13 protein-coding genes and 1 pseudogene are annotated in these 15,653 nt (G+C 69.3%); 1 reads left to right on the forward strand and 13 read right to left on the reverse strand.

All coding sequences use genetic code 11. From position 1 onward, the window contains the following. Positions 1-937: 937 nt before the first annotated feature. The 13 genes and pseudogenes from VD972_RS41515 to VD972_RS41575 all read right to left on the reverse strand — a co-directional run bounded on the left by VD972_RS41515 (position 938) and on the right by VD972_RS41575 (position 14,490). On the reverse strand, positions 938-1,696 hold the full coding sequence (locus VD972_RS41515; RefSeq protein ID WP_324994928.1) for a DUF5953 family protein: 759 nt from the start codon (positions 1,694-1,696) through the stop codon (positions 938-940). After that, positions 1,693-2,532 carry a DUF6310 domain-containing protein gene (locus tag VD972_RS41520; protein WP_324994930.1) on the reverse strand — a complete coding sequence of 280 codons (840 nt, stop codon included), beginning with the start codon at positions 2,530-2,532 and terminating at the stop codon, positions 1,693-1,695. Before VD972_RS41520 ends, VD972_RS41515 begins: the two co-directional genes overlap by 4 nt. Next, positions 2,421-3,206, reverse strand: a complete 786-nt coding sequence (locus tag VD972_RS45645; protein ID WP_414654210.1) for a DUF2381 family protein — start codon at positions 3,204-3,206, stop codon at positions 2,421-2,423. Before VD972_RS45645 ends, VD972_RS41520 begins: the two co-directional genes overlap by 112 nt. 36 nt (positions 3,207-3,242) lie before the next feature. Next, entirely contained in the window at positions 3,243-4,001 is a 759-nt protein-coding gene (locus VD972_RS41530; protein ID WP_324994932.1) for a DUF5953 family protein, read from the reverse strand. Position 4,002: 1 nt separating this feature from the next. After that, positions 4,003-4,520 (reverse strand): annotated as a pseudogene (locus tag VD972_RS45650) (DUF6310 domain-containing protein). A gap of 442 nt (positions 4,521-4,962) precedes the next feature. Then, positions 4,963-5,175: a hypothetical protein gene (locus tag VD972_RS41540; protein ID WP_324994934.1), complete on the reverse strand. Its 213-nt coding sequence runs from the start codon at positions 5,173-5,175 to the stop codon at positions 4,963-4,965. A gap of 47 nt (positions 5,176-5,222) precedes the next feature. After that, positions 5,223-6,902 carry an ATP-binding protein gene (locus tag VD972_RS41545; protein WP_324994936.1) on the reverse strand — a complete coding sequence of 560 codons (1,680 nt, stop codon included), beginning with the start codon at positions 6,900-6,902 and terminating at the stop codon, positions 5,223-5,225. A 150-nt stretch (positions 6,903-7,052) separates the two neighbouring features. After that, complete coding sequence (gene cheB, locus VD972_RS41550) at positions 7,053-8,111, reverse strand: chemotaxis-specific protein-glutamate methyltransferase CheB (protein WP_414654211.1); 1,059 nt, start codon at positions 8,109-8,111, stop codon at positions 7,053-7,055. Then, entirely contained in the window at positions 8,108-10,258 is a 2,151-nt protein-coding gene (locus tag VD972_RS41555) for a hybrid sensor histidine kinase/response regulator (RefSeq protein WP_324994938.1), read from the reverse strand. Before VD972_RS41555 ends, cheB begins: the two co-directional genes overlap by 4 nt. After that, positions 10,258-11,901: a methyl-accepting chemotaxis protein gene (locus VD972_RS41560; RefSeq protein ID WP_324994941.1), complete on the reverse strand. Its 1,644-nt coding sequence runs from the start codon at positions 11,899-11,901 to the stop codon at positions 10,258-10,260. The genes VD972_RS41555 and VD972_RS41560 overlap by 1 nt, the downstream gene beginning before the upstream one ends. Continuing rightward, positions 11,898-12,515 carry a chemotaxis protein CheW gene (locus VD972_RS41565; RefSeq protein ID WP_324994943.1) on the reverse strand — a complete coding sequence of 206 codons (618 nt, stop codon included), beginning with the start codon at positions 12,513-12,515 and terminating at the stop codon, positions 11,898-11,900. Before VD972_RS41565 ends, VD972_RS41560 begins: the two co-directional genes overlap by 4 nt. Beyond that, complete coding sequence (locus VD972_RS41570; protein WP_324994945.1) at positions 12,515-14,020, reverse strand: protein-glutamate O-methyltransferase CheR; 1,506 nt, start codon at positions 14,018-14,020, stop codon at positions 12,515-12,517. The genes VD972_RS41565 and VD972_RS41570 overlap by 1 nt, the downstream gene beginning before the upstream one ends. After that, positions 14,017-14,490, reverse strand: coding sequence for a chemotaxis protein CheW (locus tag VD972_RS41575; protein WP_324994947.1), 474 nt, complete (start codon positions 14,488-14,490; stop codon positions 14,017-14,019). The genes VD972_RS41570 and VD972_RS41575 overlap by 4 nt, the downstream gene beginning before the upstream one ends. Before the next feature lie 148 nt (positions 14,491-14,638). Between VD972_RS41575 and VD972_RS41580 the strand changes: the two genes are divergently transcribed. Then, positions 14,639-15,653: phytoene desaturase family protein (locus VD972_RS41580; protein WP_324994949.1), on the forward strand; the 1,015-nt coding region annotated here is incomplete at its 3' end.

Here is a 15,653-nt window from a genome sequence, read left to right on the forward strand (position 1 = left end):
CAGGCGTAGCGGGCGGATACGGGAAGTGATCGCGCGCGACTTCTTCAAGCAAGCGGGTCATGGGCTTTGGCATCGTCAGTAATCCGAGTAGGGCAGATCAGGCCCAACCGTATTCCAGGGCGGCCCTCCGTCGTAGCACCTCGGATATTCCTTGTTCAGTACGCCGTGGATGGTCGGGGGCGTCGGGAGAATGTTGTTCGGATCTACCGGATCCCCGCCGTGCTTCAGGTCGCGGATGTGGTGCCCAGGCCAGGACTTGCCCCGCTCCAAGGGCCAGTTTCCAAACTTCTTGCTCCAGTCCTCTCGGAAGGACTCGCGGATTGCCTCCCACCGATCACGTGCCGCCTGGGTTGCGTCCTTCGACAGCACGGGGTAATCGCAGCAGCAGTGCGTGATCGCGTACCGTCCACCTGCGTTGTGGGTTCTCCCTTCCCAATCCAGTTTGAGATCCGCGAGCCACATGCAGCCCTTGAGGGTGTATCCCTCGGCTGCGCACTGTCTCTGGCAATAGGTCATCCATTGCTGGCTGCACTGCCATGGACCGTAGAACAGCGTTGGCTTGAAGCTCCCGGCGATAACGCTGATCCGTGGTCCTTCCACCTTGGCGCGCGCGGGCTGGGCGCCCGGTGACGGAATCTGTCCGCTTTGTGGGCCCGGTGGCGGGATTCCGCTTCTTCCCCCGCACCCGTTCACGACAAGGAGCATCGACACGACAACCGCTAATCGCTGCCTCATGCTGATACCTCCCTCTCTGGCGTGTCACGAGCACACGCCTCAAGTCAGAGGTACCAGACTGGTCGGGTAGACCCGGGCGCTGATTGGCCCCGGGCCCCCCACGGATCCGGACGTGCGCTCATCACGAGGCCCACGTCCGACGTGTCCGGCCTGGACGCTCACCACGAGCCCCAGCGCTCACCACGAGCCCCAGCAGCCGCACTCAGCGCGGAGTCACGCGCCCGCCAATCTCCGGGAAGCGCTCATACGCGCGCATCAGCGCCTCAAGGTGCGAGGGGTTGTCGAGATCGAGTGGCGTCTCTGTGAGCCGAACGACCCACCCGCCCGCGCCAGTGCGCCGCGCCCGAGAGAGGAGGTCCGCATCACGCGAGGGATCCGGGAACCCGATGGCCTGTGCGGCAGCGGCGGACCAGTAGTTCAGCCACCCGAGGCGATGAGGAATCTCAGGCGAGCGGATCTTCTCTGGCAGCTTGAGTGCTGGCAGCCCCCGGGGCGGAACCCCTGGCTTATGGACCGGATCGCGCGTTTGCCGTGCGATCTCCACCCCCGCGCTAGATGGCGTCGCATGCCCCCAGTACGTGCGCGCTCCCTCTGCTACGCCTTCAAGCACTTCCGCCGCTGCCGCGATCACGGCGGCGTCCAGTGGCAGCTTTGCATGCACTTCAAACTGGGACTGGCCGCCGGGGCTGAGGCGTGCCGGGCATCCCCATCCCGTGACCGTCACGGGGTAACTCTCGTCACCGTTGCACACGAGAGGGAAGCCCCCGTCCTTGGTCCCTTCTGCGAGCCACGCGTCGCGCTGCGGCAACGGGATGGGGCGCCCGTCTTCGGAAACCTTCCACTCCAGGCGCAAGCCGGGGAGAGTCCGCTCCATCCCGTGGACGACAGCGAGCGTGCGACCGTCGTTGCCCACGAGCTCAGGCGCGTAGACGATGATGGCGAGGGTGCTTCGCGTAGTCATCGCTTGCACCCCGTGACGACGATCTCAAGTAGGGGCGCCTCCAACTCCAGCGCGGTTTTGTGCTCTTCGGTGCTCACCCCGACGACGAAGCCATATCCGCATGCCGCCGCGAGAGCGCGCTCTTCAAGCATCTTAGCCGCCTGTTCTCTGACCACCTGACCCTTGAGAAAGTCACTGTACGTGTCAAATTGGTCGGTCTTGATCTCCCACAGCACACGCACGCCGACTTGCAGCGCGTCAAAGCGGATGCCGCCAATGAGCACGTCCTTGCCAGGGTAGCGGTTCGGCGGAAACTTGTCGGCGCACTCGTTATGCGGGTCATCTCCGCCCGCGTGCGGCACCGGGATGGGCCTGCACTCTGGGTGGCGCTCCGTCGGATCGGATGATACGGGCGGGAGCCAGTCCCGACTCAAGCCCCCCGGCGTGGGCTCTCTGTCGGCCACGGGTTCCTGCTCACTGGATGGCCGTGCCTGAGCCTTGCGCTTCGCACGCTCACGGGATGCGCTCCGTTCATAAGCATCAAGGCCCTCTTTGATGGCAACCGCCACCACCACGGTGCCAATAAAAATCACTGCTCCAGTGACGACGACCGGCGACGCAAAGACGCAGAGCCCTACGCCCCCCAGGGTCGCGGCAGCCGCAGGCGCAGAGGCGACAGCGCATCTTCCGGTGACATCCCGAAACTTGACCCGGTCGTGATCGAGAGCGTGAAAGCACAGCTCCGCTAGGACAGGCCATTCGTTGGAGGCTTCTCGCACCACGCAATGCCCGTCATCCGTCCAGGGGTACTGCGCCGCCCGCTGAAGGTTGGCGAATCTCGGATTCGGGGCCTCCATCTCTTCGAGGCTCGGCTCCACCGTCGCGCAGGCCGAGAGCAGAAGCAGGAGCAGGGGGGGGGCTGCAAGTTCTGAAACGCATGGCCACGTCTTTTCAAGCAAGCGAGGTGCTGCGGGTCAAGGCTGCGCGGGTTCTCCGCTTGAGTGTACCAGCCCGCCCCGACACCGAGCGCAAGTGGAGCAGGCCAGTATGGCGTATAACCTGGGCAGCGCCAACAGGCGCGCTCGCCCGCCCCACGACGCGACACTTGGCGTTTTTCCGGCGTTTTACCGGCGCCACGTCCGGGATTTACCGGCGTTTTACCGGCGCCACCACGGCGCCCCACCATGGCGGCGTTTGCACCGCACGCGGGCCACGTCGACGCGCGGCTCGTGGGCGCGCTTGGGGGCCTCGTGGCGAGCGTCCAGGCTGTAAGCGTCGGACATGTCGACGCGCGGCTCGTGGTGCGTGCTGGGGCCTCGTGCGCGTGGCGAGCGTCCAGGCAGGCTAGGTCGGCGGCAGCTTGGACGATGATCGAGCGCTTGCCCGTGTCCAGCACCCGGATCCGCGACTCGTTGACCGTCAGCGTCTTCGGCTGGATGTCGGCGGGAAACCACAGGAGCGTGAGCGTATCCGGAGCAACGCGGATCTCGGGCAGGGGCTCGGCAGGGCTGCCGGTGACAGTGATTACCATCGCCCGCGCCCGCGCAGGGAGCGCCCCCGACCTCGTTCACGGGGCAGAACGCCCGCCGATCTCCGGGAAGCGCTCGTAGGCGCGCTTGAGCGCGTCCAGGTGAGCGGGGTTGTCGAGATCGAGCGGCGCATCGGTAAGTTGCACAACCCACCCGCCCGTCGGCGTGCGCCGCGCTCGTGAGAGTAGTTCGGCGTCGCGGGACGGATCCGGGAAGCCGATGGCCCGAGCGGCAGCAGCCGACCAGTAGTTCAGCCATCCGAGGTGATGCGGAATCTCGGGCGCGCGATTGTATTCTGGAAACCTGAGCGCTGGCAGCCCCCGAGGCGGAACTCCCGGCTTATGCACCGGATCGATCGTCTGCCGCGAAATCTCCACGGTCGCGTTGGAGGGCGTGGCGTGCCCCCAGTACGCGCGTGCGCCTTCCCCTACGGCCGCCAGCACATCCGCAGCTGAGGCAAGGCCGGCTGCATGTGATGGTAGTGACGCATGCACTTCAAAATGCGGCGGGGCCCCCGCGTAAAGACCGTTCGGGTTTTCCAGCCCAAAAAGCGTCACAGGGTCGTTGTCGTCATCGTTGCAAAGGAACGGAAACCCTCCGTCTGTCCTGTCGGACACGACCCACTCATCGCGGCGAGATAACAGGATGAGATCGTCCTTCTCCGAAGTTGTCCACTCCAAGCGCAGTCCAGGAAGCGCACGCTCCATTCCATGAACGATGGCAAGCGGGCGCCCATCGTCGCCTACGAGAGCAAGTGCGTACACACTGATAGTCAATTCATTGCGATCAGGTGCCATGTCAGCACCAGTCCATCACGACGATGGTGAGGGTTCTATCCAATTTCTCAAGCGCTGCTCTGTGTGCGGCGCTTTTGACGCCAACGGCGAAGTTATAGCCACATTCTTTGGCGAGCGAGGCGAGTGTATATCGAAATCATCCGTCTTGACCTCCCACAGCGTGCGCGTAGAAAGTACCAGCGCGTCGAATTGCTTACCATTGACGAGCACGTCCCAGCCGGGGAAGCTGTTGTTCTTAATTCTGTCGGCGCACTTGTTGTGATTGTCATTTCCGCCTCGGTGCGGCACCGGGACAGGCCTGCACTCGGTGCGGCGCTCCTTCGTATCGGATGATACTGGCGGGAGCCAGTCCCAACCCAAGCCCTTCGGCGTGGGCTCTCTCTTCGTCACGGGTTCCTGCTGACTGGAGGGTCGTGTCTGAGCCTTGGGCTTCGCGCGCTCGAAAGATACAGAGGGCCACGGCTGCGGGAACTGCTGCAGCCGCGGGGGCAGAGGCGACAGCGCATTCCCCGGTGACATCCCGGAACCTCACCCCGTCGCGATCGAGAGTGTGAAAGCACCTCTCCGCCAGGAGAGGCCATTCGTTGGAGGCTTCGCGCACCACGCAATGCCCGTCGTCCGTCCAGGGGTACTCCGCTGCCCGCAGCAGGTTGGCGTACCTCGGACTCGGATCCTCCCACTCTCCCGGACTTGGGTCCTCCCACTCCCCGAGGCTCGGATCCATCGTGGCGCAGGCCCAGAGCAGGAACAGGAGCAGGGGGACACTGAAAGTCCGGGAGCGCATGGATAGGTCCTTTCAATCAAGCGGGGGGCTGTGGGTCAAGGCTCGCCCTCCTGGAGTGTGAAAGGACGCTCCGACATCGTGGGCGCGTCCCTCAGCGGTACACCTTGTCCGAATCGAAGCTCGGCCGATCACTGCACGCGGCCAGCAGCAGCAGCAGCGCGAGCGGGAGGCGAGGGCTCATGGTGGAACTCCAGGGCGGGAGGACTGAGGGTTGCCCACCAGGCCCACGGTGAGCACGGAGCTGTGGGCTGTGCCGAGGCGGAAGGCGAAGCCCTCCACCTGGATGCCCGCCCGGTCCGAGAGCGGGATGCGCACATGGGCCCGCGCGCCCAGCGGCAGCACGCAGGCCAGACCCACCGGGCCGTAGGAGACCCCCACGTGCGCGGGCACCAGGCCCACCCAATCCATTACGGTGGGGCTGGAGCCCTTCCCACTGCTCAGGAGTGAGCGTCGGCCTGCTGCGAGGGGGGGCGGAGGGAGGGCAGGCTGAAGGAGAAGGTGCTGCCCTGGCCCGGCGTGCTCTCCGCCCAGAGGCGGCCGCCGTGGGCTTCCACGAGCCCCTTGACGATGGCCAGCCCGAGCCCCGCGCCGCGGCTGGCCGCGTCCTTGGCCTGCCAGTAGCGATCGAAGACGTAGGGCAGCTGCTCGGGAGGGATGCCCTTGCCCGTGTCCCGCACGTGGAAAGTGACTTCGTGGCCCCGGGCCCGCGCGCTCACGGTGAGCTGCCCTCTGGCTTGGGTGAACTTCACCGCGTTGCCCAGCAGGTTGCCGAGCACCTGGAGCACCCGGGTCCTGTCGCACCGCACCTGGGGTAGGCCCTCGGGCACCTCCAGGGTGACGAAGAGCTGGTGGTTCTCCGCCAGGGTGCGGATGCTGTCCACGGCCTCCATCAGCAGCGTGGCCGGCTCCTCGGGGCGCAGCTCCAGCGGCAGCCGGCCCTCGTCCAGGCGTCCCCAGTCCAGCAGGTCCGAGATGAGCCGCAGGGCCCGGTCCGAGGCGTCGCGGATGCGGCCGGCGTGCTTGATGACGTGCTCGTCGCGGGCCACCCCGGGGCGCTCGCGCAGCAGCAGCGCCGCGCCCAGCTGCACCACGTTCAGCGGGTTGCGCAGATCATGGGAGACGACGGCCAGCAGATCCTCGCGTGCGCGGGTGGCCCGGCGCGACTCACCGAAGAGGCGCGCGTTGTCGATGGCCAGGCTCGCGCGCTGGCACAGGTCCTCCGCCAGGGCCAGATCCTCCTGCCCGTAGTGCCGCCCGGAGTGGGAGGCCACGAAGGTGATGGCCCCGAGCGTGTGCCCGCGCGCGCGCAGGGGGATGATCATGTACGAGCGGGCCTGGAGCACGGAGAGGAAGGCGGGGTGGTGGGGCGCGGCCGCGGAGGCGCGCATCAGCGAGTCCGTCACGGCGGGCACCAGCTCGGACTCGCCGGTGTGCAGCACGCGCAGCAGGCCGATGGGGACATCGGGCCGCAGCGCCTGGCGTTGGGGCAGCGCGCGCGTCTTCTCCTCCTGGGTGGGATCCAGACAGGCCGAGGCCACGCGGGACACCCAGGCGCCCTGCTCGATGGCATCCACCAGGCACCAGTCCGCCAGGTCCGGTACGGCCAGGTGGGCCAGCAGGGTGTACATGCCCTGGGGATCCGGCGGGTGGGCGAAGAGCGTGCTCATCGCCTGGTAGAGGAAGGAGCGGCGGCGCTCGGCGGTCTCCACTTCCGCGCGGGCGTTCTGCTCCAGCTCCAGGGCGCGGGCGTAGATCGTCTCCGCTTCCGAGAGGGAGCGGGCCGTGATCATGACGCGAGAGCTCCCCGCCGGACTGGGGACGGGCGTGAGCTGGAAGGAGTGCAGTCCAGGCCCTTCGGGCGTGGGCCAGGAGAGCTGCAGGGTGCGGGAGCTGCCCGTGGAGAGCGCTCGGGCCTGCTCGGCCTCCAGGCGGGCGAGCACCTGCAGATCCACGGGCAGCTCGCCCCAGCGGCGGCCCAGGAGCTGTGCGGGCTCCATCCCCAGGGCTCGGGCTCCGGCCGCGCTGCACGCGGTGACAAGGCCCTCCTTATTGAGCAGATAGGCCGGATCGGGCAGAGCCTCGAAGACGCCTGCCCAGTCATCGGTCTGCTCGCTCATTGCTCGGGTCGCACTCACGCTCATGAAGAAGAAGCGGGGAGGAGTTTTGTTCCGGAGCGCACTTCTGTCCAGGGGCTTGCCCGCCTGCTCCAAGATCGAGATAGCGTAGCTGACAGTTCCCAGAACCCCTCGGCGGTGCTTGGCTGTGGCTCAGCCCGTCGCGGTGGCCAGCTCCTTCAAGTGAGAGGCGATGGCCTCCAGTGGGAGGACGGCGTCGGGGAGCCCCGCGGCCACCGCCACTCCTGGCATGCCGAAGACGATGGAGGTGGCCTCGTCCTGGGCCAGCACCCGCCCACCTGCCTGGCGCAGCTCGCGCAGCCCCTCCAGGCCATCCTGGCCCATGCCGGTGAGGATGAGCGCGACGCTGCCGGCGCCAAAGGCGCGAGCCACCGAGCGGAAGAGGTGGGTGCCCGAGGGCCGGAAGCCTCCCAGCGGCGCGGTGTTCGAGACCTGCACCTGGCCATCTGGGCTCAGCCCCAGATGCCGATCATCCGGGGCCACGTACACGGTGCCTTGCTTCAGGGGCTCGCCATCCTCGGCGACCTTGACCTTCAGCGGTGTGACGGAGTCCAGCCACCCTGCCATCCCCTCCGCGAAGCCCAAGGCGATGTGCTGGACCACGAGGATGGGCAGGGGAAAGTCCGCGGGCAGCTCTGAGAGGATGCGGTGGAGCGCCGCGGGGCCACCTGTGGAGGCAGCGATGGCCACCACGGCCGGCCGGGCCCGGGTACCCACCGAGGGGGCAGTGCGCGAGGGGGACGAGGGGGCTCGGACCGGCCAGTGCCGCACCACCTTGACCCCTGCCATGGCCTTGAGGGTGTCGCGCAGGTGCTGGCTCTCCCGCTCGAAGTCCGGTGACTCCGGTCCGACCAGCTTCTGGAGCACGGCGAGCGCCCCCGCGCGCAGCGCGGACATGGAGGTCTGGATGTCGCGCTCAACGAGTGTGGACACCACCACCACCGGCGTGGGCACCTCCGTCATGATGCGCTTGGTGGCCTCCAGGCCGTCCATGTTCGGCATCTGGATGTCCATGGTCACCAGGTGCGGGCGCAGCCGCTGGGTGAGCTCCACCGCCTCCAGTCCATCCTTCGCCTCGCCCACCACCTTCATGGACGGGTCGGCGCGGATGATCTCCACCAGGAGCCGGCGAGCCGTGGGCGAGTCCTCGGCCACCACGACGCGCAAGGGATTGGGCAGGTTGGCATTCATAGCAGTCTTCTCAGCGTCTCCAGCAGGTGAGTCTGATCAAAGGCGCTCTTCACCAGGTAGGCGCTGGCGCCCACTTTGAGCCCGCGGGCCTTGTCCTCAGGTTGCTCGCGCGCGGTGACCAGCACCACGGGCAGCCGCGAGAAGCGGGGAGAGGTGCGCACGGCCTCGGTGAGGGCGAAGCCGTCCATGCGGGGCATCTCCACATCCGAGACGAGCGCATCAGCCCCCACCTGCTGCAGCCGCTCCCAGGCCTCCTGGCCATCGGCGCACGCGAGCACCTCGTAGCCGGCGGCCTCCAGCAGGCTCTGCTCCAGGGCGCGCGTCGTCGGTGAGTCGTCCGCCAGGAGGATGCGGCGGCGCACCGGCGCGGCGGTGGGGGTGGGGAAGAAGGAGGCGGAGGGGCGGCCCTCGGCGGCGCGGATCAATGAGGCGGGGTGGAGCAGCAGCGCCATCTTCCCGTCGGGCAGCACCGCGGCGCCGGACACGTGGCGGGCCCGGCGCACGCGTGAGCCCAGCCCGCGGACGAGCACCTCCTGCTCGGCCAGCACCTCCTCCACTCCGAGCGCGGCGCGCAGCGGGCCCGAGGTGAGCACCACCGTGGCGAGGCGAGCACGGGGAGCCTTGGGAGCCAGCCCCAGCACCGCGGCCAGCGAGGCGAGCGGCACCAGGGCCTGCTCGGTGGCCCAGACCTGGCGGCCCTCCACCTCGCGCACCTCGCTCGGAGACAGCCGCAGCAGCCGCTCCACATTCTCGGCCGGGAGGGTGAAGTGCTGCCCGCCGGCAATCACCCGCAGCACCCGCAGCGTGCTCAGGGTGAGGGGCACGTCCAGCACGAAGCGCGTGCCTGCTCCCGGGCGGAAGGACACGTCCACGCTGCCGCGGAGCGCCTCCACCTGGGAGCGCACCGCGTCCAGCCCCACGCCGCGTCCGGAGACGGCCGTCACCTGGGAGGCGGTAGACAGGCCCGGGTGGAAGATGAGCCTGGCCGCGGCGGTCGGATCCTCGGGCGCCTCCCATCCGTGCGCCCGGGCCCGAGCCCGGATGGCGTCGAGGTCCAGCCCTCTCCCATCATCCTCCACGCACACCTGCACCCGGCCACCGGAGAGCCGCGCGGCGAGGGTGACGCGTCCCTCCTCGGGCTTGCCCGCGCGGCGGCGCTCCTCCGGCAGCTCCAGCCCGTGCGCCACGGCGTTGCGGACCAGGTGGAGCAGCGGCTCGCGCAGGCCCTGGAGCAGGGAGCGATCCAGCTCATGCGCGCCGCCCTCCAGCTCCAGACGCACCCGCTTGCCGGCGCCTCGTGCGACGTCTCGCGCCGTGCGCTCCAGGCCCGCGCAGCCCTCCGCGAAGGGCAGGGTCCTCGAGCGCCGCACCTCCTCGTCCAGCCCACTCACGGCGTGAGAGAGGCTCAGCCGGTCCGCCAGCAGCTCTCGGGAAAGCTGTGCCAGCGCTCCTTCCAGCCGGCGCGCGGAGGCCTCCTCGAGGCCTCCGAGCCGGGAGCGGAGGGAGGACAGCTCCTCGCGCAGCAGCTCCACCCGCTCCGCGTGTTCCTCCAGCCGGAGGCTCGCCACGCGCAGCTCGCCACTGCGCGCCAGCAGCGCGTCCAGCTTCTGCGCGGACACCCGTACGGGCAGCACCTCCGCACCGGAGGGCTCAGCTGGGGCTTGGGCGGGTGGAGGCGCTGGCACCTGGGGAGCGGGGGGGGCGGGCGGCGAAGCAGACGCTCCCGGAGGCGCCTGCGCCTGTCCCTGCTGCGCCGCCGCGGTCAGCTGTGGCAGCAGCGCCTCCAGCGCGGAGCCAGTCAGGTCCTGCTTGCGGCCCAGCCGCTGCCGTGCGTCGTCCAGCGCGTCCGCGAAGGCAAAGCCCAGCTCGTACACCTCCGCGGAGGGAGGGCGGCCCTGCTGAACCGACACCAGCACTTCTTCCAGGCGGTGGCACGCCGTCTCCACCAGCCCCAGGCTCACCGCGCGCGAGGAGCCCTTCACGGTGTGCACCGTGCGCAGCAGCGACGCGATGAGCTCCCAGCCCCGCGCGGGGCTCGCCGCGGCGCTCTCCCAGGCCAGCAGGTCGCGGTTGAGCGCCGCCACGTGTCCCTCGAGCTCCTCGAGGAAGGTGGCCATCAGCGCCTGCGCCAGCCGATCCCTGTCCATCAGCGCCCGAACTCGCTCAGCAGGCCCTTGAGCTTCAGGCCCATGGTGTTGAGATCCTGCACCGCGCGCTCCGTCTGCCGCGTGGAGATCAGCGCCTGCTGGGCGGACTGGTTCACGTCCCTCATGGCCTGGCGGATCTGCCCGATGCCCGTGGCTTGCTGGTTGGCGGAGGCGGCGATCTGCGCCGCCGTCAGCGAGGCCTGGGCCAGCAGCTCTCCCAGCCGCTGGATGGAGGCGCCCGCCTCGCCCACCACGCGGGTGGCCGCCGCCACGCTCTTGGTTCCCTCCTCGGTCGTCATGACCGCCGAGTGCGTGGCCTTCTGGATGTGGCCGAGGATCTGCCGCACCTGGGCCGTGGCCTTCTTGGACTGGTCCGCCAGCGCCTTCACCTCGGCGGCCACCACCGCGAAGCCTCGGCCGTGCTCGCCCGCGCGGCTGGCCTCGATGGAGGCGTTGAGCGCCAGCATGTGCGTCTGCTCGGAGATGTCGTTGACGGTGTTGATGATGTCGCCAATGGACTGGGCCTGCTCGGCCAGGGCGAGGATGCGTGTGGCGATGGACTCCACCTGCTCGCGCACCAGGGCCATGGAGCTCACCGCCTCCTCCACGGCCCGCCGGCCGCCCTTGCCCAGCTCCTCGGACTGCCGGGCCGACTCACTCACCGTGCGCGCGCGGCCGGCGGCCTCCTCGGACGTCTGGGCGATCTCCTCCACGGTGCTCACCGTCTGCGCCACCGCGCTGCCCTGCTCCTGGGCGCTGGCCACCTGCTCGCTGGTGCTGGAGAGGATCTCCGTGCTGGCGCCCGCCAGCTGGTTGACGAACTCGGCCACGGTGTGCAGCGTCTGTTCGCGCTGGGAGGACTGCGTGGCCAGCTGGCTCTCCGTCTCCTGCCGACGCTCGGCCATGGTGTTGAAGGCCCGGGCCAGCTTCCCCGTCTCGTCCTCGTTGTGCACCTCGATGCGGTGGGAGAGGTTGCCGCGGCTGAGCTGCTCGACGCCGGCCATCAGCCGCTCCAGCGGGTGGGTGATGCTGCGCGTGAGCAGAACGCTGGCCAGCAGCACGGTGATCAGCCCAAACGCCGTGCCGAGGCCGACCCCCAGCCGCACGAGCCGGGTCGTGTTCTCAGCCTCCTCCCGGGTCCTCTGCCACAGCTCATGCTCCTGGGAGAGGATCTCCGTGGTGACGCTGCGGACCCGGTCCATGTGCGCGTTGCCCGTGCCGCGTGCCACATACGCCAGGGCGGCGTCCTGGCCCTCGGCCTGACGCAACTGCACGCCATCGGCGAGCGACAGGAGGCGTGCCGCGATCAGCGGAGGGAGGGCTGCAGCCCGGCGAGTCCGGCCATCAGAGGAGAGGGCGGCCTTCCCGAGCTGATCCATGGCGGACTGTACCTCCGCGGCAGCGCTCTGATAGCGGCGGAGGAAGTCGTCCTTGCCCGTGATGAGGTAGTTGCGCTGGAAGGCCTCGCAATCCACCAGCTTGGAGCTGAGGTCGCGAGTCTCCTCGATGGTCTCTTCGCTCAGCACCAACGCTTCGGTGGTGCTGGACAGGACGGCGACGCCATAGAGGGACATTCCCGAGACGACAAGCAGGATCAGCAGTGACAGGCCGAAGCCGGCTCCAACCTTTCTTCCAAGACTCATAGGCTTCCTTCATCCGCCAGATCGAAGATGAGACGACTGTCCTTCAGCAAGGCCTCTGCCTCCAGCAGGAGGAGGCCCTCCCGCTGGACGCCTGACACCAACCCGCCGGACTCGGCGCCGAGCGCGGCGGGCGGGGCCAGCAGGGTATCTCGTGGCAGGGAAGCGACCTCCTCCACCTCCTCCACGTACAGCCCGAGCTCCGGCCGCGCCAGCCCTACCACGAGGACAATGTCTCCGGCGCGCGTGGCCGGGCGACCGAAGAGGGGGGCCAGCTCCACCAGGGGGAGGACCTCCCCTCGCAGCAGGGTGAGGCCGCGCAGCACCGGGGGAGCGCCGGGCAGCGCCGTGAGCTTCGCGCCGCGCAGCACCCCGTGGATGAAGCGGGTCTCCAGTGCGTAGCGCTGTTCACCGGAGCGGAAGCGCACCACCTCCAGCAGGGTGCCCGCTTCCTGGGCGGGGGAGAGTGGCTGCGCGAGCGCTCGGGCGCGTGCGTCGAGCACGGCCAGGGAGTCCTCGGGGGTCGCAGCGCCAGCCTCGGTGCGTGTGGTCAGCCGCTCCAGCCGTGCGTAGGCCCCTGCCCAGTCCAGGCCCTCTCGTGTCCGGTGCTCCGCCATCAGCTCTCCTCTCGCGGCTCAGTCGCTTCCAACCGCATCCGCTCACCGCGAGCTACTGCTGCCAGGCGGCCTGCGCGTTCCCCCTCTGCCAAAGGCAGGGGTTCATCCGGTGGGAGGCCCGCGCAGAGACGCTCGGTGGTCTGGAAGGCGCGCAAGGACCCGGCCGCATCCCCCAGGCGTCGCAGCACGTGGCCCAGCGTGAGCCAGGCCACGGCGAGGGAGGGCTCGAGGTAGAGGGCCTGTCGGGCGGCGCGCTCGGCCTCTCCGAGCCGCCCCTGGCCCAGCAGCAGCACGGCCTCGAGGTAGCGCAGCTCTACGGACAAGGGGTGGTGGGCCGCGGCCTCGGCGCAGGCCCTCACGGCCGCCGCTGGATCCACGTTGGCCAGGGCGCGCACCGCCACCGCCGCCGCTTCAGGGGAGTCCTCGGCGCCGGCCAGCTGGGCCGCGGCCTGCCAGTCTCCTCGTCTCATGGCCTGCCGCGCCGGCTCCAGCCCATCGGCCGCGGGCGCTGCCGACGGCAGAGGCTCCGCGCGCGAAGGGGAAGGAGGCGGTGGGAGCGGTGCGGGAGGTGGGGTTGGAGCGGGACGAAGCGGTGGGAGCTCCGAAGGGAGGAAGGGAGGAGGGGCGGCGGGCGGACGGAATGCAGGGGGTGGGCGAGGGGTCTGGGAGGAGCCGGGGGGAGTTCGGCGCCAGGCAACACCCCACTTGGTGAGGAGGGGCTCGAAGGGGGAGAACCCGGCGAGGGAGGGATCCGATGGGCCGGTGATGAGGAAGCCGCCGTCGGCGAGGCTCTCGTGGAGCCGGCGTGCCACCGCCTCGATGGTGGGGCGGGTGAAGTAGATGAAGACGTTGCGGCAGAAGATGACATCCAGGTCGTGGATGCCCGTCTCACGAGAGGGCCAGGTGTCGAGCGCGAGGTTGAGAATGGCGAAGCGGACGCGCTGGCGCACCTCGGGCACGAGGACGAAGCGTCCGTCCTCCTTCCGCAAGTAGGGCTGAATCCGGGCGGCCTCGGCGCCACGCAGGGACCACGGGCCGTAGCGAGCTTCGCGGGCGCGGTCCAGCGCGGCCCGGGAGATGTCCGTGGCGAGCACCTCCATCCTGTCGCTGAACCCTTCCGACAGCAGGACCACGGCCAAGGAGTAGGGCTCTTCACCGGAGGCACAGCCTGCGCTCCACACGCGGAGGGTGTGGGCCGGGCCGTGCAGCCGCCGAAGCTCAGGGAGCACCCGCTGGCTCAAGAAGTCGAAGTGCTCGGGAGTGCGGAAGAAGTACGTCTCTCCAATGGTGAGCTCGGAGATCAGCACGTCGAGCGCTGCCGGGTCCGAGTCGATCCGCTCCAGGTAGAGGGCGAAGTCGGTGAGGCCTGTGCGGGCCATGGCCCGGCCGATGCCGTCCTCGGTGGCGGACACGCAAGTGGGAGGCAGGAAGCCGGCGCGCTCCTGCACGCGCTCGAAGATGCGCGCGTAGCCGGCCTCACTCCATGGGAGGGGTGGCTGGCTCACGCGGCTCCCGGTGTGTCCGCGAGCGCCGCGTCGAGCGCGAGCGCCTCGGCCTCGGAGAGGAAGGTCCTCAGGTCATGGACGAGCACCAGGCCCTCGGGCAGCTTCACGGCACCTGCCACGTAGCCCACGCCGGGCAGGGCCCCGGGAGACTCGTCCAGCGAGCCGGGCTCGAGCGTGAGCAGCCCCTCGGCACGGTCCACGCGCAGCCCCACGTGGCGAGCGCCAGCCTGGGCGATGATGAAATGGTCCGTGGGAGACAGGGGGCGGGCTGGCAGCCGGAAGCGGCGGCGCAGGTCCAGCACGGGCAGGAGCTCGCCGCGGAGGTTGAGCAGGCCCTCCACCACGTCGGGGGCGCGGGGCAAGGGGGTGAGGCGCACGGCACGCACGAGCTCGCGCACATCCGCCGAAGGCAGCGCATAGCGCTGACCCTCCAGGGTGAACAGGAGCACCTCGTGGGGCAGGGGCGTCATTCGTGGAGAAGTCCCGACAGGAGAGGCTCATCGCTTAACAGGGCTGTCAGCGCACGGAAACCTCCGCGTTCAGCAGGTGTGCACCGGAAGAAATCGGGGGCCAAGGCCTGGGCTGCAACGCTGGGCAGGTCCAGGCATCGTAGGGGGCATGGTGCGACACGTCATCGTCGTGGGGGCCGGGCCTGGTGGGTTGTCGGTGGCCATCAACCTGGCGGGCCAGGGGCTGAAGGTCACCGTGGTGGAGAAGGACACCCTGCCCGGCGGCCGGATGAAGGGGCTCACGCTGGGCGAGCGTGGCGAGTACGCGCTGGACACAGGGCCCTCCATCCTCCAACTGCCCGGGGTGCTGGAGCGCATCTTCCTCCGGGCGGGCAAGCGGCTCGAGGACTACGTGAAGCTGGTGCCGCTGGAGCCGAACACGCGGGTGCACTTCTGGGATGGGACGTCCCTGGACACCTCGAAGGACCCGGCGCGCATGGAGCAGGCGGTGGCGAAGTTCGGCCCGGACAAGCCGGGCGCGCTGCGGGCCTGGCTGGAGGAGGGCCGGGAGAAGTACGGCATCGCCTACGAGAAGTTCATCGCCACCCACGCCGGGAGCCTGGGGTACTACGCGCCGTGGCGGCTGGCGCCCACGCTGCGCTTCAAGCCGTGGCAGACGCTCTACCGGCACCTGGACTCGTTCTTCCACGACGATCGCATCACCTACGCACTCTCCTATCCATCGAAGTACCTGGGGCTGCACCCCACCACGTGCTCCTCGGTGTTCAGCGTCATTCCGTACCTGGAGCTGGCCTTCGGCGTGTGGCACGTGCACGGCGGCTTCCGGGCGCTGTCGCGGGGGATGATGAAGTGCGCGGAGGATCTGGGAGTCACCTTCCGCATGGGCGAGCCGGTGGCCCAGGTGCGGGTGGATGCGGGGCGCGCGGTGGGGGTTCGCCTTGCCACCGGGCAGACGCTGGACGCGGACGCGGTGGTGGTGAACGCGGACCTGGCCTACGCGGCGAAGAACCTCATCCCCGCCGAGGCGCGCGAGGGCTCGCGGCTGACGGACGCGGCGCTGGAGAAGGCGAAGTACTCGTGCAGCACCTTCATGGCGTACTACGGGCTGGACACGGTGTACTCGGAGCTGCCGCACCACCTCATCTACCTCTCGGAGAGCGCGC

Source organism: Hyalangium sp., assembly GCF_035629615.1.
GTDB lineage: Bacteria > Myxococcota > Myxococcia > Myxococcales > Myxococcaceae > Hyalangium.

Coding starts and splice junctions, on each gene's coding strand:
- VD972_RS41530 (WP_324994932.1), bottom strand. CDS start 4,001: ATGGCACCTGATCGCAATGAATTGACTATCAGTGTGTACGCACTTGCT.
- VD972_RS41515 (WP_324994928.1), bottom strand. CDS start 1,696: ATGACTACGCGAAGCACCCTCGCCATCATCGTCTACGCGCCTGAGCTC.
- VD972_RS41560 (WP_324994941.1), bottom strand. CDS start 11,901: ATGAGTCTTGGAAGAAAGGTTGGAGCCGGCTTCGGCCTGTCACTGCTG.
- VD972_RS41545 (WP_324994936.1), bottom strand. CDS start 6,902: ATGAGCGAGCAGACCGATGACTGGGCAGGCGTCTTCGAGGCTCTGCCC.
- VD972_RS41555 (WP_324994938.1), bottom strand. CDS start 10,258: ATGGACAGGGATCGGCTGGCGCAGGCGCTGATGGCCACCTTCCTCGAG.
- cheB (WP_414654211.1), bottom strand. CDS start 8,111: ATGAATGCCAACCTGCCCAATCCCTTGCGCGTCGTGGTGGCCGAGGAC.
- VD972_RS41575 (WP_324994947.1), bottom strand. CDS start 14,490: ATGACGCCCCTGCCCCACGAGGTGCTCCTGTTCACCCTGGAGGGTCAG.
- VD972_RS41520 (WP_324994930.1), bottom strand. CDS start 2,532: ATGGAGGCCCCGAATCCGAGATTCGCCAACCTTCAGCGGGCGGCGCAG.
- VD972_RS41565 (WP_324994943.1), bottom strand. CDS start 12,515: ATGGCGGAGCACCGGACACGAGAGGGCCTGGACTGGGCAGGGGCCTAC.
- VD972_RS45645 (WP_414654210.1), bottom strand. CDS start 3,206: ATGGTAATCACTGTCACCGGCAGCCCTGCCGAGCCCCTGCCCGAGATC.